Source organism: Rahnella sp. PAMC25559, assembly GCF_050632365.1.
Lineage (GTDB): Bacteria > Pseudomonadota > Gammaproteobacteria > Enterobacterales > Enterobacteriaceae > Rahnella > Rahnella rivi.
The window spans coordinates 123,134-144,631 of sequence record NZ_CP192544.1; the positions used below are offsets into that span (position 1 = coordinate 123,134).

Consider the following 21,498-nt stretch of genomic DNA (forward strand, 5'->3'; position numbering starts at 1 on the left):
ATATATTGGCCGCGTTTTTTCACGGTAGTGACTTCTTTTATTCAATTATTCAACTTAGGCGTTAGCGATAACCCCCGGTTGTAGGAGAGATATGATGACGGATAAAGTCCGTATTGATAATTTAGGTGCGAATTCATTAAATGGAAACAATGAAACCTATTTGGCAAGACAAGCTGAATTTGAATCGAATGTCAGGAGTTATCCACGTAAGTTACCGTTAGCGATTGCTAAAGCCAACGGCGTGTGGATCACCGATGTTGAGAATAATCAATATCTTGACTGTCTGGCAGGCGCAGGAACGTTAGCGCTTGGACACAACCACCCTGACGTGCTGCAAAGCATCCAAAATGTCATTACCAGCGGCTTGCCGTTACATACACTGGATCTGACAACCCCGTTGAAAGATCAGTTCTCTGAATATCTGCTTTCTTTATTGCCGCAACAGGGCAAAGAGTATTGCTTACAGTTCACCGGCCCGTCTGGCGCCGATGCGGTGGAAGCTGCACTGAAACTGGCAAAAAAATACACCGGACGTTCCGGCGTGATCAGCTTCTCCGGCGGCTATCACGGCATGACCCATGGCGCGCTGGCGGTAACAGGTAACCTGTCTCCGAAAGAAGCCGTCAACGGCATGATGCCAGAAGTGCAGTTTATGCCTTATCCGCACCAGTACCGTTGCCCGCTGGGCATTGGCGGTGACGCTGGCGTTAAAGCATTAACCTATTACTTCGATAACCTGATCAATGACGTCGAAAGTGGCGTACGCAAACCTGCGGCCGTCATTCTGGAAGCCGTTCAGGGTGAAGGCGGCGTTAACCCGGCTCCTGCCGAATGGTTACAGCGCATCCGTAAAGTCACTCAGGAACACGGCATTCTGCTGATCCTCGACGAAGTGCAGGCGGGTTTCTGCCGTACCGGCAAACCATTTGCCTTCGAACACGCGGGCATTGAGCCGGACATCATCGTGATGTCTAAAGCGGTCGGCGGCGGCTTGCCACTGGCTGTTCTGGGGATCAAAAAACAGTTCGATGCATGGGCACCGGGTCACCATACCGGGACGTTCCGTGGCAACCAGCTGGCAATGGCGACCGGCCTGACTACGCTGAAGCACCTGAAAGATAACAACATTGCAGGCAAAGTCGCTGAACAAGGCGAATGGCTGAAAGGCAAACTGGCCGAGATGCAAAAACGTTACCCGGTCATCGGTAATGTGCGCGGCCTGGGCTTGATGATCGGTATCGAGATTGTTAAACCTGACGAAGCGCAGGATCACATGGGTTGTTACCCGGCCGATGGCGATCTGTCTGCCCTGTTGCAGAAAAAATGCTTCGAAGCGGGCCTGATCCTCGAGCGCGGTGGCCGTAACGGTTGCGTTCTGCGCCTGTTGCCTTCTCTGCTGATCACCAATGATGAGCTGGGTATTTTCCTCGATAAGTTTGAGCAGGCGCTGTTAGCGGCTGGCGTCAAACCTGTCTGAGCGGAGTAAGAGATTCTGATGTCCGAGTTAAACCCGATTCTGGCAGGCTCAGCGCAAAGCACTGAAGCCTACCAGCAGGCCATTGCACAGAGCAGTGAAGCTGTTGTGCAGTGGCTGCAACAACCTGAGATGTATCAGGGCAAAACCGTTGCTGAACTGCGTGAACGTATCAAACTGGACTTCAATCCAAACGGCCTGGGTAACCAGGCCGCGATTGAACGCGCCATTGAATACTTTTTAAAAGACAGCTTGTCTGTGCATCATCCGCAATGTGTTGCGCATTTGCATTGCCCGAGCCTGGTGGTAAGCCAGGCCGCGGAAGTGCTGATCAACGCCACTAACCAGAGCATGGACTCCTGGGACCAAAGCCCGTCAGCCACCATCATTGAGATGAAGCTGATCGAATGGCTGCGCACTCAGGTAGGTTATCAGGCTGGCGACGCGGGCGTGTTCACCAGCGGCGGCACCCAGAGTAACCTGATGGGGCTGATGCTGGCGCGTGACGCCTTCTTCGCCCGTCAGGGACACTCCGTGCAGCAGGACGGTCTGGTCGGCAACCTGCGTAAAATTAAGGTGTTATGTTCTGAAAATGCACACTTCTCCGTGCAAAAGAACATGGCATTGCTCGGCCTCGGTTATCAGTGCGTGACGCTGGTGAAAACCGATGAGTTTGCCCGTATGGATCTCAACGATTTGCGCGAGAAAGTGGCACAGGCGCAAGCCAATGGCGATCAGATCCTGGCCATCGTGGCGACTGCCGGTACCACCGACGCCGGTGCGATCGACCCGCTGCGCGCTATCGCGGAACTGGCGGCTGAGCATCAGATTTGGGTTCACGTGGATGCGGCATGGGGCGGTGCTCTGTTGCTGTCCGAAAAATACCGCGACTATCTGGATGGCATCGAGTTAGTGGATTCCATCACGCTGGACTTCCACAAGCAGTTCTTCCAGACCATCAGCTGCGGCGCGTTCCTGCTCAAAGAAGCGCGTCACTATGAGCTGATGCGTTATCAGGCGGCTTACCTGAACTCTGAGTTTGACGAAGAGGCGGGCGTGCCAAACCTGGTGTCTAAATCACTTCAAACCACCCGCCGTTTCGATGCACTGAAACTGTGGATGGGGCTGGAAGCGTTAGGGCAGAAACAGTACGCCGCGATCATCGATCACGGTGTAACGCTGGCACAGGACGTCGCGCAGTACGTGATGTCTGAAGCCGCGCTGGAACTGGTCATGCAGCCACAGCTGGCAAGCGTGCTGTTCCGCTACCGTCCTGAGCAACTGGCAAACAGCAGCGATGCCGCTGTCGCACTGCTGAACCAGAAAATCGGCGATGCGTTGCTGGATTCAGGCCGCGCCAACGTGGGTGTCACCGAGCATAACGGCGTGACCTGCCTGAAGCTGACCCTGCTGAACCCGACCGTCACGCTGGACGACGTCAAAGTTCTGCTGGCGCTGGTAGAGAAAACGGCGCAGCAACTGCTGAACGCGTAAGGTTTAGTTCCGCGGTAAAAGCGTATGAAAAAGCCGGTAGCATGAAAATGCTGCCGGCTTTTTTGTGTCTGCATGTCAGCCTGAAATCGTCTGATGACGGCCTCATCTCTCACTCAAAAAACGATCCTCCAGCGTGGCTTCTAAACCGAGCATGGCGTCTTCGGCGTGTTGCATATGTTCGGTCATGATCTGTTGTACTGCGTCGGCGTCCTGACGGCGCATGGCGTCGATCAGACGGTACTGATAATCGATACCGGCACGTCGCTCTACCGGTTCGGGGCGCTGGTAGATGTCTTTGCAAACGGCCAGATCTTTGAGCAGGCGTTGCAGGAAGTGGCAGATAAACGCCAGCAGGACGTTATCGGAGTAGCTGGCGACCACCCCGTGGAAATCGAGTTCGGCCATACGCTGTTCCCAGCGTTCGTTTTCGTCGGCGGGTTCATGATCGTAGACCGCGATCAACTGATGCAGCTGCTCAAAGCCTTTGGCGTCGATGTTGCCGATGGCGCTCACTGCCACCAGCGGCTCCAGCGCTTTACGCAGCGCGTAGATATTGCTGATGGAAAGCTGGCGCGTAAACAGATAATTGGACAGTAAACTCATGGCGCGCGATTCGGTCATCGAATCGATAAACGCACCGCCACCGGGGCCGGTTTTGGTGCGGATCAGCCCCTGAACTTCAAGGGATTTCAGCGCCTCGCGCACCGTGCCTTTGCCCGCCGCGTAGCGGGTGATCAGGTCTTTTTCCTGCGGCAGACGGTCGCCCGGCAGCAGGTTTTCGCTGATGATGCTCTCTTTAATGGCATCGACGATTTCGTCGGTGCGCTTGCGGCGTACCGGTTCGGGCTGGTGTGACGTTTCAGTGCTCATACATCCCTTCATTGGCTCAAACCCTGGGCGCGCTGGCCAGCAGACGTTGGGTATAGTCGTGCTGAGGCGCGTTGAACAGCATGTCATTATCCGCGCATTCTACCAAATCTCCGTGATACATCACCGCCACGCGATCGGCTATCGACTCTACCACCGCTAAATCATGGCTGATAAACAGATAGGAGAGGCCGAAATCACGTTTAAGCTGATCGAGCAGCAATAACACCTGTGCCTGCACCGAGACATCCAGCGCGCTGACCGGCTCGTCGAGCACCAGAATGCGCGCCTCCGCCGCCAGTGCGCGGGCGATAGCCAGCCGCTGCGCCTGTCCGCCGGAAAACTCATGCGGATAACCGGTGAGGGCGTCCGCAGGCATCTGTACCGCGTCCATAAGCTCGCGCATCCGCGCCTGTCGCCGCGCGGCAGGGTAGCCGCACAGATAACGCAGCGGCACGTCCAGCGTATCCGCGATGGTTTTGCGCGGGTTCAGTGAGGCCACCGGATCCTGAAACACATACTGGATCATCCGGCCAAAGGCTTTATCGCCGCGTTTACTGTGCGCCGACATCTCTTCGCCCATCAGTGTCACCGAGCCGGAGGTTGGCCGCTCCAGCCCGACCAGCATCCGCGCCAGCGTGCTTTTCCCGGAGCCACTTTCGCCCACCACCGCCAGCGTCTCGCCTTCGGCAAGATGGAAAGAGACACCTTTAACCGCTTCCACCTGATGTTTTTTACCGGAAAACCAGCCTGAACGGCTGCCGAAAGTTTTCACCAATCCGCTGACTTCAATGACGTTGTTCATAGTGCCTCCGGCTGCGGTTTTTGTGTGGCATACAGTTCGCCGACCTGTTTGAGGAAACCGCGCCCCTGGCCGAGTTTGGGCACGCTTGCGATCAGTCTGCGGGTGTAATCATGTTGGGGATCGTGCAGCACCGAACGGGTATCGCCGCTTTCCACAATTTCGCCGTGACGCATCACCGCCACGCGGTCACAAATCTGCGCAATCACGCCGAAATCGTGAGTAATGAACAGCAACGTCAGGCCACGTTCGCGCCGTAACTGTTGCAGCAAATCGAGAATACGTGCCTGCACGGTGACATCCAGCGCGGTGGTCGGTTCATCGGCAATGATGATTTCCGGGTCATTCGCCAGCGCCATTGCGATACCCACGCGTTGCCGCTGACCGCCTGACAACTGGTGTGGAAACGCATCAAAGCGCGCAGCGGCATCCTCAATGCCTACGCTGACCAGCAGCGACAGCGCTTTGTCTTTCGCTGCACGGTTTGGCATCGCCTGATGCGCCTGAATGGATTCGATGATCTGCGCACCAATGCTGAACTGCGGGTGCAGCGTGGTCAGCGGATCCTGGAAAATGTAGGCCACGCGCGCGCCACGCCGCTGTTGCAGCTGGCCTTGCGACAACCCGAGCACCTCTTCTGCGCCGACATAGATGGCGCCCCCGGTGATTTCACCCGGCGGTGACGAGACCAGCCCCATCACCGACAGCGCGGTGACGCTTTTACCTGAGCCGCTTTCGCCAATCAGCCCCAGACATTCGCCTTTTGCCACGTGGAAGCTGACCCCTTTTACCGCCGCCACTGACTGCCGGCCTGAGCGGAAGCTGACCTGCAAATCCACCACTTCCAGCAGGGCGTCGCTTCCCTTTACGGCGGGCGGCACGGTGGAACGCGTTACGGTGGTCACCGCGCGGGCGCGCAGCAAAATACCGGATTTAAGACGCGGATCCAGCAGATCGCGGATGCCGTCGCCGAGCAGGTTAAAACTCATCACCAGCAGGAAAATCATCAATCCCGGCACCACGGAGACGTGCGGCGCACTGAACATTTGCGCGCGTCCCTGACCGAGCATCGAGCCGAGATCCGCATTTGGCGGTTGCGTGCCCAGCCCGAGGAATGACAACCCGGCGGTTTCTAAAATCATCCAGCCGACGGTAGTCGACATGGTGACCACCACCACGGGCATCACGTTGGGCAGCACTTCGGTGAGCAAAATTTGCAGATGACTTTTACCGGACAGCCGCGCCGCCTGGATAAAGTCACGCTGCCGCAGGCCGACGGTCAGCCCGCGAATGTTACGGGCGAAGAAGGGAATATTGACCACGGCGATAGCGTACAGCGCATTCAGCAGGCCGGGGCCGAGCACCGCGACGATCACCAGCGCCAGCAGGATGTAGGGAAAAGCCATCAGCATGTCGATCAGCCGCATCAGCAGGCTGTCGGTTTTGCCACCGGCGTACCCGGCAACCAGCCCGATCAGCGTCCCCAGCAGCGCGGCCAGCAGCGTGGCGCATATCCCGACCGCCAGCGACACCCGCGTTCCCCACAGCAGACGTGAAAGCAAATCGCGCCCCAGCGGATCGGTTCCCAGCCAGTGGCCGGGCGAAAACGGGGGCAACAGCCGGTTAAGTAAATCCGTTGCGTCCGGATCAGGTATCGGCAACAGCGGGGCGGCGAGGGCGGCGGCCACGGCAATAACAAGCAGCGTCAGGCCGAGCGTTGCCAGGCGGTTAGCCAGCAGCAGCGCCCACAAAGACTGGCGGTAGCGCGGCGCGGGGGAAGTGATGGTCTGGCTCATGATTTTAACCTCGGGTCGAGAAGCGCCTGCAAAATGTCTGCGCAAAGGTTGATCAACACATAGGCTGCGGCAGCGACCAGCACGCCGCCCTGAACCAGCAGCAGATCACGGGTGGCAACGGCTTTCACCATCATCGCGCCCAGCCCCGGCCACTGGAACACCGTCTCGATATACACTGCGCCGCCGAGCACAAAGCCCGCCTGAATGCCGATCACCGGGATAACCGACACCAGCGCCATCCGGAACGCATGCTTATAAATCACTTTGCGTTCAGACAGCCCTTTGGCGCGGGCGGTACGGATAAAGTCCTGACGCAGCACTTCCAGCATCGCGGTGCGGGTAAGACGGGCGATCACACCGGTGGCGACTATCGCCAGCGTCACGGCGGGCAGCGCCAGATGGTGCAGCAGATCCGCCACGTCACCGCCGCCCCAGACCGCATACATCCCGGACGCCGGGAACCATTGCAGCTGCACGGCGAACAGCATGATCATCAGCAAGCCTATCCAGAACGACGGCATAGAAATGCCCAGCAGCACCAGCAGCGTGATGATGCGGTCGCCCCAGCCGAACTGCCTGACCGCTGAGAAAATCCCTGCCAGCAGTCCCAGTACGGTGCTGAGTAACAGCGCGCAGCCGCCGAGCAGCAGCGTTGCGCTGAAACGCTCCATCACTTCATCAATTACTGGCCGGTTCAGCACGTAGGAGCGGCCAAAGTCGCCATGCAGAATATTGCCCGCCCAGATCAGATATTGCTGATACAGCGGCTTGTTCAGCCCCAGCTCGCGATTAATGCGCGCCACGTTTTCCGGCGTTGCCCAGGCCCCCAACAGCGCCTGCGCCGGGTTCCCCGGAATCATCGCCATGATCAGAAAAACAATTAACGACAACCCGATAAACACCGGAATGGTCGAGAACAGCCTTTTAAGCACGTAACTCCCCATAAACATCTCCGATTACTGTTTGGTTACCCGGTTGAGCAACAGGTTGAAATTAGGTTGCAACGCGAAATGCTGAATACGCGTGGAGGTCACGGCGTTCTGCTTCCAGTTAGCGACAAAAATCCAGGGGGCATCGTCGTGTACGCGCTGCTGTACCTCGCGGTATAGGGCGGCACGGGCGGCGGTGTCCGTGGTCAGACGGGCTTTCTGCAACAGGATGTCGACCTGCGGATTGCTGTAATACCCGGAGTTAAAACCGCCTTTTTTCGGCCAGGCGTCGGTGCGTAAGGTCAGGAACGGCAGGGTGTCCGGATCGTTGGTCATCCACGCCATTTCTGCCATCTGGGTATGGTTATCCAGACCGGCATTGACCTTCGACAGATAGGTATTCCACTCATAGGTTTGGATGGTCACCTTCAGCCCGACTGCTTTGAGATCCGCCTGAATGGCGGTCGCCATCGGAATGGGATCCAGCATGCCCGAACCGCCCTCGGTCACATAAAATGTCAGCGAGGCGCCTTCGGCACCGGCCGCTTTGAGCAGGGCGCGGGCTTTGGCGGGATCATAAGGATAAGGGGAAACGTCTTTGTTGGCGGCCCAGTTAAATGCGCGGGGGATCGGCCCGTCGGCGACGTCGGCTGACCCCTGCAAAATATTGTCAGCCAGCGACTGTTTGTTAACCGCATAATTCACCGCCTGACGCACGCGCACATCGTTAAACGGCGGTACCTGCGTATTGAGCATCACGTACCAGACGTGCGGGCCGGTGGTCTGATAGAGACGGAAGCGATTGCTTTTTTGCGCAAACAGTTTGACCGTATCGGGCGGCACTTCCACCATGGCGTCAATGCCGCCGGAAAGCATTTCCGCCACCCGCGTATTGCCGTCGGTAATCGGCCTGAACACCACGTTTTTAACTGCCGGTTTGCCATCCCAGTACGCGTCATTGGCCGTCAGCACCACCCGCTGATTGGCTTTCCACTCGGCAAAACGAAACGCACCGGTCCCCACCGGATGGCGGCCTGCGTCTTTACCGTACTTTTTCACCGCCTCCGGCGAAACAATCAGGCCGGTCGGCGTGGCGAGGTTGGAAAGAAAAGGCGAGAAGGGCTCTTTCAGCGTGAACACCACCGTGTTTTCGTCGGGTGTGTCAATGGAGTTAATCGACGAGAAGAAGAACGACAGCGGGAACGGGCCGGTGTTGTGCCACGGATTTTTATCATCCAGCATCCTGTCGAAGGTGAATTTCACCGCGGCGGCATTAAACGGTGTGCCATCCTGAAACGAAACCCCTTCACGCAGATGAAAATGGTACGTCAGGCCATCGGGGCTGATTTCCCAGCGGGTGGCGAGCGCCGGTTCGATATCCAGCTTGCCTTCGCCGTTACGCACCAGCCCGTCGAAGATATTCACCAGAATGCGGGAATCGTTGGCCGCCGTGGCGACCTGCGGATCCAGAGACTGCGGCTCCGCCACCTGACCGATTAACAGCGCATCCGCCGGGGTTTTCGCCTGCACCGAAGCCTGCCACGACAGTGTGCCAAGACAAAGACAGAGCGGGATAACTAACGTTCGCAAAGCTGGCAGCATATCGACCTCGTCGCGTTGTAAAGCCTGTGATGAACACCTTTTTGGGAAATCAGGCGTTGTCCTGTTTATTATTTATGCGTATAAATAAACTGAATTGCAATAATTTATACGCATAAATTTAACCAGACCGTCACGGAGTATTTATGACCTTTTCGATCGTCGCACGCGATCCGCTCTCAGGGGCGCTGGGCGTCGCTACCGCCACCGCCGGTCCGGCAGTGGGGGCGCTGGTGGTTCACGGGCGGGCGCAGTGCGGCGCGATCGCCACCCAGGCTATGACCAACCCGCTCTACGGCGGGCAGGGGCTGGCGCTGTTGCAGCAAGGTGAAGACGCGGCCAGTGCGCTGAACATGATCCTTGAAAACGATGCCGACGCGGCCAAAAGGCAGGTGCTGATCGTCGACAGTCAGGGCCGCTGTGCCCGCTGGAGCGGCGCCCAGTGCGGCGGCTGGGCGGGAAGCCTTGAAGGAGCAGGGTGCGTGGTCGGTGGCAATTTACTGACGGGGGCGAAAACGCTGGAGGCGATGCTGGCCACTTATCAGGACCGTGAAGGCTTGCCTCTCGCCGATCGCCTGCTGGCGGCGATGAACGCCGGGGCGGCAGCAGGCGGTGACCGTCGCGGGCTGAAATCCGCTGCGTTAAAAGTCTGGTGCGACCGGCAGTATGCCAGCGTCGATTTGCGCGCCGACTGGTCGGATTCGCCGCTGGAGATGCTGGCGGAAATCCTGCAACAAACCCGCGCGCCCGCGCATGCAGACTTTTTCGCCGCACTGCCGAAAGGGCAGTCAGGCGGTTAAATCGATACAAGGATCGTAGCAAAGACAGGTGGCGCTTTTTTACGCGGAAACGGCTTTGCAGAAAAACCCGAGAAACACATAAATTTCAGTCAGTTATGACAATGCTGTTGCCAGATAGTTTCATTGCTAGCTTTTTTTTCCTAAAATACCTGTACAACTTTGCATATCTTGTATAACTTTATGGTCACACCAGCAATTATTATTCACACACGTATTAACATAAGGGTTAATCATGCGACAGAATAAACTCAATCCATCGTCTTCTGACACATTTTCTTCACTGTACACTCAGGTTTTTTCTGAGGAAGAAACGATGGGCCGCGTTGTCGTTGAAATTTTGGAAGCAGGCAAAAACCTGAATCGCAAAGCCTTATGTTCCAAGCTTTTAAGCCGCGTGGAAATGGCCGGAAGCGAAGCGGAGGAGAAGCATTATATGAAGCTTATCCACCTGGTACTTGAACGTGATTCTTAATGCCGGGCAGTTATTTTATTAAGTAAAGATTGGTTATATTAGCTATTCAGTTCGACATATTATGCGGGCCTGATTTATTCATCGCCTTAAAACCCTTTACCGCTTACGGCGCAAGGTAATAACTCTGAACCTGAAGCTAATCTGCCGAGGCCTTATGGCCGGCGTAAATTCAGAGGCTGATAATATGTACAGAAGTAACGAAGAAAAATTGACGGACAAACTGATAGGTGAGGCCGTTGTTTCTTTGCTTAAAAGCAAAAAACAAATATCGACCGATAAACTCATTGCGCAATTACAGTATATGGCTGTAAGTGCGGATTCCATTAACCGAAAAAGCGCGTGCGAACAGGTTATTAACGAGATTCGCCATAACATTGCGCAAAAGCGCGGGCAAATCAGTTATGAGGTTCGTGACGTCGACAATGTTCGACACTTTTTCAACGCTGAAGGGCCGTCCGATGACAAGAAAAAACATTGAGCCATCTGATTCTGTTATGACTCATTACAACGAAACGATGCCCTCAAACCACTCTCATTCGATGATTGATTCAGCCAGTCATACGGTGATGTATAAGCATTTCGAGAAAGCCGGTGAACTTTACTCCAGCGAAACCGAAGTGCTGGGTGCGGCAATTCGCCTTATTCTGGCAAGCAACGGTGTGGTGACGAATAAAGCCATCATTTTGCACCTGATTAATCAACTCGAAAGTACATCCGATATCGTGCAACTGGATGTTCTGCGTAAAACCCTGGAATTAGTGGTGGGATACACCCCTGATGATTCCGGCTTTTAATTAAACTCAGTGACGGAGAGTACTAAAATGCAAGACGTGTCTTATACTCATGTGAAATTGGCTGATTATATTCTGACGGAAGATCCTGAGCTTCTGGTGGGTAATGAAACAGTCATCCGTATCTACAATACGTTAAAAAGCCAGACAGGGCATGTCACCCACAAAGATATTATTCTTTGTCTGATTCAGAAGATTGAACAGGAAAGTGACGCGGATAAGCAGGATGTTTATTTAGAAGCGCTGGAATATGTGGTTTACCGCACCTCGGACGATGATATTGAATAAGCGTTCCCGGACATGTTTTGTCAGTCCTGATGCAGGGACGTGTTTCCACGACCCTGCATGCCTTAAAAATTCTGATTGAGTAACTGATCTTCCTGCAAAATTTCAGGCCAGGCGACCAGCGGCAGGGCATTAACCCGTGGCGTGGTAAACAACTCCCCCTGAAAATTACATATCCCTGCGGCATCCAGCCACATCCATTCTTCCGGTTTTTCCACACCGGTCGCAATCACCGATATCTCGAGTGAAGAACAGAACCTGATGATCGCCTGCACAACCGCTTGCTTCGGCCCGCTGGTGTGAACGTCGCAGATGATATTACGGTCAATCATGATGCTGTCAGGCTGGCACTGCGTCAGCAGCAATAACCCCGCCGATCCCGCACCAAAATCATCAATCGCCAGACGCATTCCCGAGGCTTTCAGCTGTTTCATTGCTGCGTTGAATTTGTCTTCGCGGGTAATCACACCGTTCTCGGTGATCGCAACGACAATCTGCTCCGGCACCAGACCGTTTGCCGTGATTTCCTGAATCAGAAACTCAACGGCACCGGGCACCATCACCAGCGTCATGGGCAGGAGTTTGACCGTCAGCGTTTTACTGTTCAGCCCCATCTGATTGGCCAGCGCGAAGGCCAGCTTTTTAGATTTAAGATCTGCTTCATAAATGGTCATGCGCGAAAGCTTAGAGAAATAGCCCATCGGCGAACCGCCGTCCGGCCCGCGCAAGGTCGCCTCGTACGAAATGATCTCACGGCTCAGCGGATCAATAATCGGCTGGAACGCAAAGCTGTAGTCCTGCATTTCCGGAAAGATAAATTCTACTTCAGCTTCCGGCTGTTCTTCAGGCAGAAACGACCAGGTGCCCGCAGGAAGAATTTCGAGATAATTCTCCTTTTCACGCGCCTGCACAAAAGTGCATAAGAACTGCAATGCGCGGTCATCATAGGTCAGCTGATATTTCGACGTTCCCTTATCCAGCACCGCCTGAAGCACCACATCTTCATGATGAGATCGCAGATCAAAAAGTTCCATACCGACATTACCGAACCGCCGGGAATGCGCATAATCTCGCATCAGTTCGACGACGTTATGGTGCCGGCGGTCCTGACTGATGGTGTAGTAAAGCGCATCGACCGCGTCTTCGGGCCCTTCCAGCAACTGGAAGAAATGCGTTCCGTCAAAAAGCAGGATACCGGTGATACCTGACAGTTCATTCTTAAAACTCGCTTGTGTCACCAACCCCGCAAGGGAGGCGGACTGAACATGCTCGCTGACATGACTGCGATAAACGAGGGTTAACAGCATTCGATCTTCCAGTGTGAATCTTCTCAGAAGCGACACAATATCAGATAAATTTTTGTTATGGAAAATTCTTGATCAATCAGATTTTCTTAACTTTTATTTTGCAAACGCCCGCCGACCCGTCTGTTAATGCTTTCCCTGATGGGTCAAAAACTTAGCGAAATACTCTTCGGGAAACGCGCTATTTTTCGCCGTCACGATGGCGGCAATATACCCGTCAGGGCGCACCAGCAAAACCTCACCCGCAACAAGATCATACGCCTGATTAAATTCCCCCCATTCATCCGTCAGATCGCCCCCCGCGCCCAGTATATGCAGGTGTACGCCGGGGAGAGGGGCGATCTGCCCGGCCGGGATTTCCACGCCGAATAACGTCCAGTGGGTTCCTTTTAGCAGATCAAACAGCCGTACGCTTTCGCCGCCTGCACGGCGAACCCGCGCATCCGGCGCACGGTCACCGGCGAGCAGGGTACGCTGACGCCCCGTGTCTTCCTGCGCAAGGGAAGAACCGGCGTAGCCGATATCCAGCTGATGCACTTCGCGACCGCGCCGCATGTCACCGCGTTTCTGCGCTTCCAGAAGGTGGGTCGCCAGCCCGAGCATCGCCGCCGCGACAGGCCTGCGTTCTTCCTCATAGGTATCGAGCAGGGCATCCGGCGCGCCACCGGCAACGGCTGCCAGTTTCCAGCCAAGATTATAAGCATCCTGCACGCTGGTATTAAGCCCCTGTCCGCCGGTTGGCGGGTGAATGTGAGCCGCATCGCCGACCAGTAAAATACGGCCTACGCGATACTGCTCTGCCAGCCGCGCATTCATGTTGTAGGCCGATGCCCAGGAAACTGACCGGATACGAATATCACTGCGCCCGGTGCGTTCTGCGACGAGGGCATCTAACCCTTCGGCGGTTAAATCAATCTCGCCCTGAGCAGTTACCGGCCCCTGCACCTGAAACAGGTCGGTGCCGGCGAGCGGGCAGAGCATTATTTGTCGCGCCATATCGCCCTGATGAAAACAGTGCCAGGCATCGCGCGTTAATCCGCTGAGCGTGACATCGGCGACGATCGCCCGCACCCCGAGCGTTTTACCGGGGAAGGGAATGTCCAGCGCCTGCCGTATCCTGCTGCGGCCACCGTCAGCCGCGACCAGCCAGCGTGCAGACAGCGTTCTTTCCTGCGTATCGCTGATGACTTTTGCAATTACGCCCTGTGCATTTTGTTCAACACTGAGCAGTTCGCAGCCAAATTCAGGCTGATGCCCCAGCCCGAGTAACCGTTCGCGCATGATCCGTTCGGTCATAAACTGCGGCACCATCAGCGGGTGCGGATAAGGCTCGGCAGGCGTCGGCGGGGCGTGCTCAATCACCTCCTCATCGCGGTAGCCGCCCCCTTCAGCGTAATGGCGCATAGGCGGATAAACGCCTCCGGCGGCCGCGATCTGTTCGAGAATACCCAGATCCTCGAATATCTCCAGGGTACGTGGCTGAATGCCTTTGCCCCTGGAACCACCGAACGGCGCCGGGCTCTTTTCTATCAGATGAAAGGCAATACCCCGGCGCGCCAGTTCGATAGCCAGTGTTAAACCTGCCGCGCCCGCGCCGCAAATCAGCACATCTGTCTTGAATATTTTTTCCATCGCTCACCTCTTATGTGTAATATGCACACATTAGTCAGAGGGGAAGACCATTGTCAATTAAAAACGTGCAAAATACACATATTGAAGAAACACTCCGCGAACTGCACGGGGCGTTACTGGAAATCGTCGGCGTCATGAACCGCCCGCAGCGTGACGAAGCCATGATCCGGGAAGCCGGTATCGCGCTGGATCGTGCACTGTTTCCGCTGTTAGTGCTGGTGGAGCGGCTCGGCCCGATCGGCGTTGTCGAGCTGGCAGACAGAGTGGGGCGCGACTACACCACCGTCAGCAGGCAGGTGGCTAAAATGGAAACGCTCGGGCTTATCACCCGGCAGGCAAATGCCAGCGACCGCCGCGTGCGCGAAGCCGTTGTGACTGCGCAAGGCAAAGCCATGACCGCACGCATCGATGAGGCGCGCAACAGAATTGCTCAGGGTATTTTCTCCCGCTGGGAAAACGAGGATATTGTCGGACTGGCGCGACTGATGCGCAGATTTGCTGACGACATAAAAGACGAAGCGCCGGTCAATACACAGGATCAACCGTCATGAACAATACGAGCTGGCATTGGGGAACGCAGTTTCAACTGGATAGCATAGTGGTATTCGCGGTGTTGCTGCTGATTGTCGCCACTTTGTGGATACGGCTTTACCGGCACACCCGGGAATGGTTAAAGAGCGCCAGACCCGGCGACCCGCAGCGGGCGGCTCCCTCGAAAACAACACTGCTACGCGGCTACGGCAGAACCCAGCTTTTAGGGGAAAGCGTTGTGGCAATTCTCGTCACGCTTGTGGTGTTTGCGCTGATGCTGAACCTGAGCGGAGGGTGGTGAGATTGAAAGCAGCCACCGGAGTGGCTGCTTTTTGCGTGTCAGTTTTTCAGGAAGAGTCACTCGCTGAAAGAAAATCACCCACATGAATACGTGATAATTAGACTATTCATCGCATTTATACCTATTCCGTACGCAAAATAACCGCCGTAACGTCTTTAAAAGTGGACAATCGTCGACTTTTCATCTTAAAGTCCTGCCCTCAGCGCCAAACAATACCCGTATTCAGCAATGATCTTAACCTGCTGAGTCTTCAAGAGCGGCTGCATGACAGCCGCCGGACAGGGCGCTTTGCACACACATTCCGACCGACTTTCTCTGGAGAATTTATGCATTCCTCTGTTAACAAAAACGAGAGCCGAACCTTTTTCGGCCATCCATATCCGCTGGGTTCACTGTTTTTCACTGAGATGTGGGAGCGGTTCTCGTTTTACGGGATTCGCCCTTTACTGATTCTGTTTATGGCCGCCACGGTTTACGACGGCGGCATGGGGCTGGCGCGGGAAAGCGCGTCGGCCATCGTCGGTATCTTTGCAGGCTGTATGTATCTCGCCGCGTTACCGGGTGGCTGGCTGGCGGATAACTGGCTCGGGCAGCAAAGAGCGGTCTGGTACGGTTCGATTCTTATCGCGCTCGGGCACTTGTCCATCGCGTTATCCGCTGTGCTGGGCGACAACCTGTTCTTTATCGGCCTGATGTTTATCGTGCTCGGCTCCGGTCTGTTCAAGACCTGTATCTCGGTCATGGTCGGCACGCTGTATAAAAAAGGGGATGCGCGTCGCGACGGCGGTTTTTCGCTGTTCTACATGGGCATCAACATGGGTTCCTTTATCGCGCCGCTGATTTCCGGCTGGCTGATTAAAACCCACGGCTGGCACTGGGGCTTTGGTATCGGCGGTATCGGTATGCTGGTGGCCCTGATTATCTTCCGCTTTTACGCCGTTCCGGCAATGAAACGTTACGACAGCGAAGTCGGGCTGGATTCCACCTGGAACAATCCGGTGGCGAAGAAAAAGGGTGTTGGCGGCTGGCTGCTGGCACTGGCGGCAGGTGTGGTTGTCGTGGTGACGCTGATCGCGCAGGGCGTGATTGTGATCAACCCGGTCGCCGTCGCCAGTACGCTGGTGTACGTGATCGCGGCTTCGGTCATCCTCTATTTTGTCTATCTTTTCTTGTTTGCCGGTCTTAACCGCAAAGAGCGGGCGCGCCTGCTGGTGTGCTTCATCCTGCTGGTTTCCGCCGCTTTCTTCTGGTCTGCGTTTGAGCAGAAACCGACCTCATTTAACCTGTTTGCGAACGACTATACCAACCGCATGATCGGCGATTTTGAGATCCCTGCCGTCTGGTTCCAGTCAATCAATGCGCTGTTTATCATTCTGCTGGCACCGGTATTTAGCTGGGCATGGCCGATGCTGGCACGGAAAAAAGTGCGTCCAAGCAGCATCACTAAGTTCATCATCGGCATTCTGTGTGCGGCGGCGGGCTTTGGGATCATGATGCTGGCGGCGCAAAACGTGCTAAACAACGGCGGAGCAGGGGTGTCACCGTTGTGGCTGGTGGGCAGTATTCTGATGCTGACGCTGGGTGAACTCTGTCTCAGCCCGATTGGGCTGGCGACCATGACGCTGCTGGCGCCGGAAAGAATGCGTGGTCAGATGATGGGGCTGTGGTTCTGCGCCAGCGCGCTGGGTAACCTCGCAGCCGGTTTGATTGGCGGCCACGTCAAAGCCGATCAGCTGGACATGCTGCCGAATCTCTTCGCGCGTTGTTCCATCGCATTGCTTATCTGCGCTGCCGTGCTGTTCCTGCTGATCATTCCTGTGCGACGGATGCTGGAAAATGCCGACGTTAAGACCGAGCAAAAACCTGTCAGCCATGCCTGAGGCGTAAACGCTGTTGCGCGCAAATAGCCGCTCAATAAGGTAATCCTTCACTGAGGCAGATCGAAAGATTTGCCTCAGTCATTTCCGGCCAGCCCCTACCTGAAACTCCACTGCACGCTGATGACAAAAACAGACGGAATAATGATCCCGCTTTCCACGCCGAAATAGTCGGTGAAGTTGTATTGAATGGCGTGATAGATGTAAGGGGAGAAGCCAATGCCGGTGACTTTCTTAAAATCGTTGTAAGAGCCATGGTCACCGCAATCCTTGAAGGCATTAAAAAAGAATTCGCCGGTATAACCATAAACGCCTTTGAACACCCACCCCGACTCCCCGGATGCCCAGTCCCTTCTCAGCCCCATCGCGATACAGCGATCGCCAAAACTGTTATCCATCGTGCCCAGCAGGGCGCTGTATTTGGAGTCTTCTGAGAATTTTCTTTCAACAGACATGAATTTATTATCGAAAAACTCATTGTATTGCCCGTAGTTGCCGGTCAGATGGTAGACGAACGAACCGGTATTGAAAGAGTATAAATTGATTTCGCCCGCGTGGATCCCGACGGTAACGACCAGTAAGAACAAACAGAAAATCTGGCTAATGTTTTTTAGCATGTTGAATAATCTCTTTGATTACTAAGGCGTAATGTTTTACGTGCGGTAACGTCCACGGGTGTAATAGATCGCACACTTATTATTTTAAGACAGGATGGAATTTTGTCCAAAATGGGCGAGAAGACGAGGAGATGAGTCACTTCACGAAGGGGCTGGAGCACTGTGCCGGAGACGGAGAATAAAGCGCAAAAATCCTTAAAGACCACTCCCGTGTCCATTTTGTTCCCTGACCGGCGCTACCTTTCACCGAAAGTCCGGGTATTTATCGACTAGTTCGCGGATGTCTTTGAAAAGAAGTATCAGTCTTAAAGGCGATGATGTGGCCGCATCCATGCGGCTTTTTTGCGACAGAAGCTTTCGTTTCAGCTTAACCAGCGGGTTTATCCCAATACGCCGCACTGTGAAAATCAATCTCCCACGTCAGCACCTGGCCGTATAACGCGGAAAGCGCATGCTGCTGTGCGGTACTCAGCGTTTCGGCACAGCGGTCCAGCTCCGTTTTCAGCCAGCATGCCTGCTGATAAAACGACTCTTCGGCATGCAGTTCGACCCAGCGGCGGAGATCCTCATCAATCTGCGTTTTCTCACTCACGCGTTTGCACCAGGCGTAGTACATCCATTCCGCGCCAAACATCAGCGCGATGATTTCTTCATAGCTGCCACGCTGCGCCACACTGAGCATGTTGTCGCTGAAGTTTCTCACGCCGGGAAGATCGTCGGGATACTCTGCCGGGTTCACCTGTCGCTTTGCCAGTACGGTTTCAAACCAGGCGATCTGCGTATCCACCAGCGCGTTCAGTACTCCAATCAGCCAGCGTTGCGGGCGGATATCCGGTGCTTTACTGATGCCCAGCGCAAAGATAGCGATCGCCGTGGCGACAAACTGACCTTCGAAAACCAGATAACGGTTAAACACACCGGCGGGCAGCGTATCGCGTTCAATGTCGCAGACAAACGGATGTTGCTGCATCCTTTGCCACATATTGTGATGGTCGCGCAAAAGCCGGTCGGTGAAGGTTTCCATCACTCATCCTCCAGCACGGCGCGTGCGGCTTCCATGAAATGTTTCACCCGTGCCAGTTCGACGTCATTCCACCACACGCCGTCTACTTTTAATGCGCTGGCGACGATCACGCCCTGAGTGCGGGTGAGGATTTCCCCGACGTTGTCCGGCGTAACGCCCGACCCCACCAGCAGAGGCAACTCGGTCGCGCTGCGGATTTCGTCGATCTCGCTCAGGCTGGCGGTATCTCCGGTGCGCTGGCCGGTGGCGATCACTGCATCCGCCTCGAAGAAATCAACGTCCCGCGTCAGCTCTTTGATGGAGCGGTCTGCGACGATCGCGTGGCTGCCGTGTTTGACGTGGCTGTCAGCAAAAACGCGGATATGCTCGGCACGCAGCAGGCTGCGATAGCGTAACGCTTTTGCCGCTGCGCCTTCGATGAAACCTTCGTTGGCGATATACGCGTTTGCCCACTGGTTGACGCGCACAAAATCGGCTCCACCGGAGAGCGCGGTTGCCAGCGCAGGGATCGCGGCATTCGCCAGCACGTTGATGCCCAGCGGCACATCAAAGCGGGTGCGGATGCGGTCGGTGATTACCGCCATCAGCGCAGAAGTTTCAGGGCCGATATCTTCGGGTTTGGAAAAAGGAATGTCGCCGTGGTTTTCAATAATCAGACCATGCACACCGCCGGAAATATAATTATCAGCATCTCGCAGTGCGCGCTCAATAATATCACTGATTGATTTGCCGCTGTATTTTGGTGTACCAGGGAAAGGGTCGCAATGAATAACACCAATCACGGCTTTCTTACGTGAAAAAATAGCTTGTATTGCGTTAACTTTTTCTGCTGATATAGAAACCATCTTATTCATCCTGTTCAAGGAAACACTATGCGTGTTTATGTTATCGGTAATATTACTGTCGATGAAAACTGGGCGATTGCCGATATCCCCACAAAAGGTTCATCCATTCATGGAAATAAAGTCTCGCAAGACATTGGCGGAAAGGGGGCTAATCAGGCCATCCTGCTTTCCCGCTGTGGAATAAACACCACATTAATTGCCGCTATGGGAAATGACGTCAATGGCCGCTGGATGGCGGAAAAAATTCGTCACGAAACCCTGCGTCATTTACCCGTCTCTTTTTCTCCCTGTAACAGCGATATGTCGCTGATATTTAATTGTGCCGATGGCGACAATGCCATTATTACTACCACCACTGCAGCGGATTCCCTCACCGCTGAAACGATCACTCTGGCGCTGGCAGATGCCGTGCCCGGCGACATGATGCTGATGCAGGGTAACTTCTCGTTTGAGAAAACCCGCCATCTGTTCCGGCTGGCGAGAGCACGCGGCATGACCACTGTGTTCAACCCATCGCCGGTGAAACCTGACTTTTGCCACCTCTGGCCGTGGGTAGATATCGCGGTGCTCAACCAGCTGGAGGCGGAGGAATTACACCCCACCGGCGTCGCAAATCTGGTGATAACCCAGGGCGCGCAGGGTGCCACACTGCTCACGGATACTCAGCAAACGTTTTGTCCGGCCGCGGTGACTCAGGCGGTGGATACCACCGGTGCGGGGGATACCTTTCTGGCCGTGATGCTGGCCTCATCGCTGCTGCGCAACAGCGGCATTGATGAACTGGCCCTGACACACGCCAGTCAGGCCGCCGCCATTACCGTCAGCCGTTGGGGTACCTACAGCGCGTTCCCCACCTGTGCCGAACTGCACACCTTACTGAACCCTGCCCCCTGAAACGCCAGCACCGACCCGCATAATGCGGGCCGGTATCCGGTGTTATTTAAACAGTGAGCGATAGGTATCAACGTTGGTTTTGGTGACCACGGTGGCCGGTACCAGAATTTTCTTCGGTACGGTTTTCCCGGCGGTGATGTCGTTTAGCGCCTTCAGTGCCTGAGCGCCCATCTGCTCAGGATCCTGTTGCAGCACTGCCGCGACGTAACCGCCATCAATGCCACTGATGGCTTTCGCCGTCAGATCCCAGCCAAATACCTTGATATCTTTCTGACGTCCCTGGTTTTCCACCGCAGCAATCGCGCCCAGCAATGCCGGTTCACCCGTGGCGTAAATGGCGGTGAGGTCAGGGTTGGCCGTGATGAGGTTTTCCGCGGCGGTCATCGCACTGTCCTGCACGTTGCGGCCATCCACCACATCAGCTACGGTGATCTTCTTGTTAGCTTTGAGGGTGTCTGTGAAACCTTTCTGGCGATCGTTTTGAATGGCAGAGTTCAGCGCACCCACAATGCCGACGTGCGCTTTGTCATTCATATTTTTTTTCACGTATTCAAGGAAGTATTTACCGAGGATCTTACCGCCTTCGATATTATCCACGCCGACCTGCGCCGCCTGCGGCCCGTCCGGCAGCACGGCATCAATGGCGATCACCGGAATGTGCGCGGCCGCCGCTTCCTTAATGGCTGGCATAATACCGTTGACGTCGATGGCATCGACCAGAATGCCTTTCACACCTTGCTGAATATAGTTTTCGATAGCGTCATTCTGTGCCACCGGATTATCCGTGGCATTAAAAATTACCAGATTTTTGCCGCTGGCCTTGGCTGCGTCCGTCGCGCCTTTATTCATGAGATTAAAGAATAACGCCTGTTGGTTAATTTTCACCAGGGCATAAGTGGGTTCCGCGGCTATTGCACCAGACATGTAAGTACCTGAAGCAAATAATGCTGTGACGAGCGCTAAAACACGAAATTTTCCGGTGTTGAATATCATTGTTTTTGTCCTCATTGGGATTGAGATATAACCAGCATTGCCCGGGCGAATAATCGCTGAGCACAGAATGTGTTGGCAGGACAAATAGCAAAGTGATCGTCGTAAACCTGTTAAAAAAACAGGCTGATTGCTGAGGCCGGTAAAAAAGCATTTAAGCAACCGGTCCGTTTC

Annotated in this window: 22 protein-coding genes; 11 read left to right on the forward strand and 11 right to left on the reverse strand. The window is 55.0% G+C overall.

Annotated features, from left to right (window positions below):
- Positions 1-91: 91 nt before the first annotated feature.
- Positions 92-1,477 carry a diaminobutyrate--2-oxoglutarate transaminase gene (locus tag ACQZQY_RS23060; RefSeq protein ID WP_056773953.1) on the forward strand — a complete coding sequence of 462 codons (1,386 nt, stop codon included), beginning with the start codon at positions 92-94 and terminating at the stop codon, positions 1,475-1,477.
- An 18-nt stretch (positions 1,478-1,495) separates the two neighbouring features.
- Complete coding sequence (locus ACQZQY_RS23065) at positions 1,496-2,968, forward strand: pyridoxal phosphate-dependent decarboxylase family protein (RefSeq protein ID WP_431297308.1); 1,473 nt, start codon at positions 1,496-1,498, stop codon at positions 2,966-2,968.
- Positions 2,969-3,070: 102 nt separating this feature from the next.
- Here ACQZQY_RS23065 and ACQZQY_RS23070 read toward each other — a convergent pair whose 3' ends face one another.
- Genes ACQZQY_RS23070 through ACQZQY_RS23090 form a run of 5 tightly spaced genes read right to left on the reverse strand, consistent with a single transcriptional unit; the run spans position 3,071 to position 8,964 of the window.
- On the reverse strand, positions 3,071-3,838 hold the full coding sequence (locus tag ACQZQY_RS23070) for a FadR/GntR family transcriptional regulator (RefSeq protein ID WP_056773959.1): 768 nt from the start codon (positions 3,836-3,838) through the stop codon (positions 3,071-3,073).
- A 16-nt stretch (positions 3,839-3,854) separates the two neighbouring features.
- Positions 3,855-4,640, reverse strand: coding sequence for an ATP-binding cassette domain-containing protein (locus tag ACQZQY_RS23075; protein WP_122096663.1), 786 nt, complete (start codon positions 4,638-4,640; stop codon positions 3,855-3,857).
- Positions 4,637-6,433 carry a dipeptide/oligopeptide/nickel ABC transporter permease/ATP-binding protein gene (locus ACQZQY_RS23080; protein ID WP_431297309.1) on the reverse strand — a complete coding sequence of 599 codons (1,797 nt, stop codon included), beginning with the start codon at positions 6,431-6,433 and terminating at the stop codon, positions 4,637-4,639. The genes ACQZQY_RS23075 and ACQZQY_RS23080 overlap by 4 nt, the downstream gene beginning before the upstream one ends.
- Positions 6,430-7,377, reverse strand: a complete 948-nt coding sequence (locus ACQZQY_RS23085; protein ID WP_122096661.1) for an ABC transporter permease — start codon at positions 7,375-7,377, stop codon at positions 6,430-6,432. Before ACQZQY_RS23085 ends, ACQZQY_RS23080 begins: the two co-directional genes overlap by 4 nt.
- Before the next feature lie 12 nt (positions 7,378-7,389).
- Positions 7,390-8,964: an ABC transporter substrate-binding protein gene (locus ACQZQY_RS23090; protein WP_056773971.1), complete on the reverse strand. Its 1,575-nt coding sequence runs from the start codon at positions 8,962-8,964 to the stop codon at positions 7,390-7,392.
- Positions 8,965-9,107: 143 nt separating this feature from the next.
- On the opposite strand from ACQZQY_RS23090, the gene ACQZQY_RS23095 reads away from it, so the two are divergent.
- From ACQZQY_RS23095 to ACQZQY_RS23115, 5 genes are all read left to right on the forward strand, one after another.
- Entirely contained in the window at positions 9,108-9,761 is a 654-nt protein-coding gene (locus ACQZQY_RS23095) for a DUF1028 domain-containing protein (RefSeq protein ID WP_056773974.1), read from the forward strand.
- A 232-nt stretch (positions 9,762-9,993) separates the two neighbouring features.
- On the forward strand, positions 9,994-10,233 hold the full coding sequence (gene ycgZ, locus ACQZQY_RS23100; RefSeq protein ID WP_056773978.1) for a regulatory protein YcgZ: 240 nt from the start codon (positions 9,994-9,996) through the stop codon (positions 10,231-10,233).
- A 154-nt stretch (positions 10,234-10,387) separates the two neighbouring features.
- Positions 10,388-10,711: a hypothetical protein gene (locus ACQZQY_RS23105; protein ID WP_235533417.1), complete on the forward strand. Its 324-nt coding sequence runs from the start codon at positions 10,388-10,390 to the stop codon at positions 10,709-10,711.
- A 16-nt stretch (positions 10,712-10,727) separates the two neighbouring features.
- Positions 10,728-11,027 (forward strand): biofilm/acid-resistance regulator YmgB/AriR, encoded by a 300-nt coding sequence (locus ACQZQY_RS23110; protein ID WP_371414322.1) that lies wholly within the window; start codon positions 10,728-10,730, stop codon positions 11,025-11,027.
- A 27-nt stretch (positions 11,028-11,054) separates the two neighbouring features.
- On the forward strand, positions 11,055-11,312 hold the full coding sequence (locus ACQZQY_RS23115) for a biofilm development regulator YmgB/AriR family protein (protein ID WP_056773983.1): 258 nt from the start codon (positions 11,055-11,057) through the stop codon (positions 11,310-11,312).
- Between the two features lie 62 nt (positions 11,313-11,374).
- On the opposite strand, the gene ACQZQY_RS23120 is transcribed toward ACQZQY_RS23115, so the two are convergent.
- Both ACQZQY_RS23120 and ACQZQY_RS23125 read right to left on the reverse strand, forming a co-directional pair.
- A complete protein-coding gene (locus ACQZQY_RS23120) occupies positions 11,375-12,616 on the reverse strand; it encodes a diguanylate phosphodiesterase (protein ID WP_431297310.1) in 1,242 nt (413 codons plus the stop codon).
- A 123-nt stretch (positions 12,617-12,739) separates the two neighbouring features.
- Positions 12,740-14,245 carry an FAD-dependent oxidoreductase gene (locus ACQZQY_RS23125; protein ID WP_431297311.1) on the reverse strand — a complete coding sequence of 502 codons (1,506 nt, stop codon included), beginning with the start codon at positions 14,243-14,245 and terminating at the stop codon, positions 12,740-12,742.
- A gap of 50 nt (positions 14,246-14,295) precedes the next feature.
- Between ACQZQY_RS23125 and ACQZQY_RS23130 the strand changes: the two genes are divergently transcribed.
- The 3 genes from ACQZQY_RS23130 (at position 14,296) to ACQZQY_RS23140 (ending at position 16,957) form a co-directional block, all read left to right on the forward strand.
- Positions 14,296-14,796, forward strand: a complete 501-nt coding sequence (locus ACQZQY_RS23130; protein WP_056773993.1) for a MarR family winged helix-turn-helix transcriptional regulator — start codon at positions 14,296-14,298, stop codon at positions 14,794-14,796.
- Entirely contained in the window at positions 14,793-15,077 is a 285-nt protein-coding gene (locus tag ACQZQY_RS23135; protein ID WP_431297312.1) for a hypothetical protein, read from the forward strand. Before ACQZQY_RS23130 ends, ACQZQY_RS23135 begins: the two co-directional genes overlap by 4 nt.
- Positions 15,078-15,403: 326 nt before the next feature.
- Positions 15,404-16,957: a peptide MFS transporter gene (locus ACQZQY_RS23140; RefSeq protein WP_122096655.1), complete on the forward strand. Its 1,554-nt coding sequence runs from the start codon at positions 15,404-15,406 to the stop codon at positions 16,955-16,957.
- Positions 16,958-17,052: 95 nt separating this feature from the next.
- Here ACQZQY_RS23140 and ACQZQY_RS23145 read toward each other — a convergent pair whose 3' ends face one another.
- From ACQZQY_RS23145 to ACQZQY_RS23155, 3 genes are all read right to left on the reverse strand, one after another.
- Entirely contained in the window at positions 17,053-17,571 is a 519-nt protein-coding gene (locus ACQZQY_RS23145; RefSeq protein WP_238485132.1) for a hypothetical protein, read from the reverse strand.
- 367 nt (positions 17,572-17,938) lie between these two features.
- A complete protein-coding gene (locus tag ACQZQY_RS23150; protein ID WP_431297313.1) occupies positions 17,939-18,595 on the reverse strand; it encodes a TenA family protein in 657 nt (218 codons plus the stop codon).
- Positions 18,595-19,440 (reverse strand): BtpA/SgcQ family protein, encoded by an 846-nt coding sequence (locus ACQZQY_RS23155; RefSeq protein ID WP_431297314.1) that lies wholly within the window; start codon positions 19,438-19,440, stop codon positions 18,595-18,597. Before ACQZQY_RS23155 ends, ACQZQY_RS23150 begins: the two co-directional genes overlap by 1 nt.
- A gap of 27 nt (positions 19,441-19,467) precedes the next feature.
- Here ACQZQY_RS23155 and ACQZQY_RS23160 point away from each other — a divergent pair, with 27 nt between their 5' ends.
- Positions 19,468-20,334 (forward strand): ribokinase, encoded by an 867-nt coding sequence (locus tag ACQZQY_RS23160; protein WP_431297315.1) that lies wholly within the window; start codon positions 19,468-19,470, stop codon positions 20,332-20,334.
- A 42-nt stretch (positions 20,335-20,376) separates the two neighbouring features.
- Here ACQZQY_RS23160 and ACQZQY_RS23165 read toward each other — a convergent pair whose 3' ends face one another.
- Entirely contained in the window at positions 20,377-21,327 is a 951-nt protein-coding gene (locus ACQZQY_RS23165) for an ABC transporter substrate-binding protein (RefSeq protein WP_431297316.1), read from the reverse strand.
- Positions 21,328-21,498 lie beyond the last annotated feature (171 nt).

What these genes read in the sequence shown, in the direction of transcription:
- ACQZQY_RS23080 (WP_431297309.1), bottom strand. Translation starts at nt 6,433, where the DNA reads ATGAGCCAGACCATCACTTCCCCCGCGCCGCGCTACCGCCAGTCTTTG.
- ACQZQY_RS23110 (WP_371414322.1), top strand. Translation starts at nt 10,728, where the DNA reads ATGACTCATTACAACGAAACGATGCCCTCAAACCACTCTCATTCGATG.
- ACQZQY_RS23070 (WP_056773959.1), bottom strand. Translation starts at nt 3,838, where the DNA reads ATGAGCACTGAAACGTCACACCAGCCCGAACCGGTACGCCGCAAGCGC.
- ACQZQY_RS23075 (WP_122096663.1), bottom strand. Translation starts at nt 4,640, where the DNA reads ATGAACAACGTCATTGAAGTCAGCGGATTGGTGAAAACTTTCGGCAGC.
- ACQZQY_RS23065 (WP_431297308.1), top strand. Translation starts at nt 1,496, where the DNA reads ATGTCCGAGTTAAACCCGATTCTGGCAGGCTCAGCGCAAAGCACTGAA.
- ACQZQY_RS23120 (WP_431297310.1), bottom strand. Translation starts at nt 12,616, where the DNA reads ATGCTGTTAACCCTCGTTTATCGCAGTCATGTCAGCGAGCATGTTCAG.
- ACQZQY_RS23155 (WP_431297314.1), bottom strand. Translation starts at nt 19,440, where the DNA reads ATGGTTTCTATATCAGCAGAAAAAGTTAACGCAATACAAGCTATTTTT.
- ACQZQY_RS23140 (WP_122096655.1), top strand. Translation starts at nt 15,404, where the DNA reads ATGCATTCCTCTGTTAACAAAAACGAGAGCCGAACCTTTTTCGGCCAT.
- ACQZQY_RS23115 (WP_056773983.1), top strand. Translation starts at nt 11,055, where the DNA reads ATGCAAGACGTGTCTTATACTCATGTGAAATTGGCTGATTATATTCTG.
- ACQZQY_RS23160 (WP_431297315.1), top strand. Translation starts at nt 19,468, where the DNA reads ATGCGTGTTTATGTTATCGGTAATATTACTGTCGATGAAAACTGGGCG.
- ACQZQY_RS23090 (WP_056773971.1), bottom strand. Translation starts at nt 8,964, where the DNA reads ATGCTGCCAGCTTTGCGAACGTTAGTTATCCCGCTCTGTCTTTGTCTT.
- ycgZ (WP_056773978.1), top strand. Translation starts at nt 9,994, where the DNA reads ATGCGACAGAATAAACTCAATCCATCGTCTTCTGACACATTTTCTTCA.
- ACQZQY_RS23145 (WP_238485132.1), bottom strand. Translation starts at nt 17,571, where the DNA reads ATGCTAAAAAACATTAGCCAGATTTTCTGTTTGTTCTTACTGGTCGTT.
- ACQZQY_RS23135 (WP_431297312.1), top strand. Translation starts at nt 14,793, where the DNA reads ATGAACAATACGAGCTGGCATTGGGGAACGCAGTTTCAACTGGATAGC.
- ACQZQY_RS23060 (WP_056773953.1), top strand. Translation starts at nt 92, where the DNA reads ATGATGACGGATAAAGTCCGTATTGATAATTTAGGTGCGAATTCATTA.
- ACQZQY_RS23150 (WP_431297313.1), bottom strand. Translation starts at nt 18,595, where the DNA reads ATGGAAACCTTCACCGACCGGCTTTTGCGCGACCATCACAATATGTGG.
- ACQZQY_RS23095 (WP_056773974.1), top strand. Translation starts at nt 9,108, where the DNA reads ATGACCTTTTCGATCGTCGCACGCGATCCGCTCTCAGGGGCGCTGGGC.
- ACQZQY_RS23105 (WP_235533417.1), top strand. Translation starts at nt 10,388, where the DNA reads ATGGCCGGCGTAAATTCAGAGGCTGATAATATGTACAGAAGTAACGAA.
- ACQZQY_RS23165 (WP_431297316.1), bottom strand. Translation starts at nt 21,327, where the DNA reads ATGATATTCAACACCGGAAAATTTCGTGTTTTAGCGCTCGTCACAGCA.
- ACQZQY_RS23085 (WP_122096661.1), bottom strand. Translation starts at nt 7,377, where the DNA reads ATGGGGAGTTACGTGCTTAAAAGGCTGTTCTCGACCATTCCGGTGTTT.
- ACQZQY_RS23125 (WP_431297311.1), bottom strand. Translation starts at nt 14,245, where the DNA reads ATGGAAAAAATATTCAAGACAGATGTGCTGATTTGCGGCGCGGGCGCG.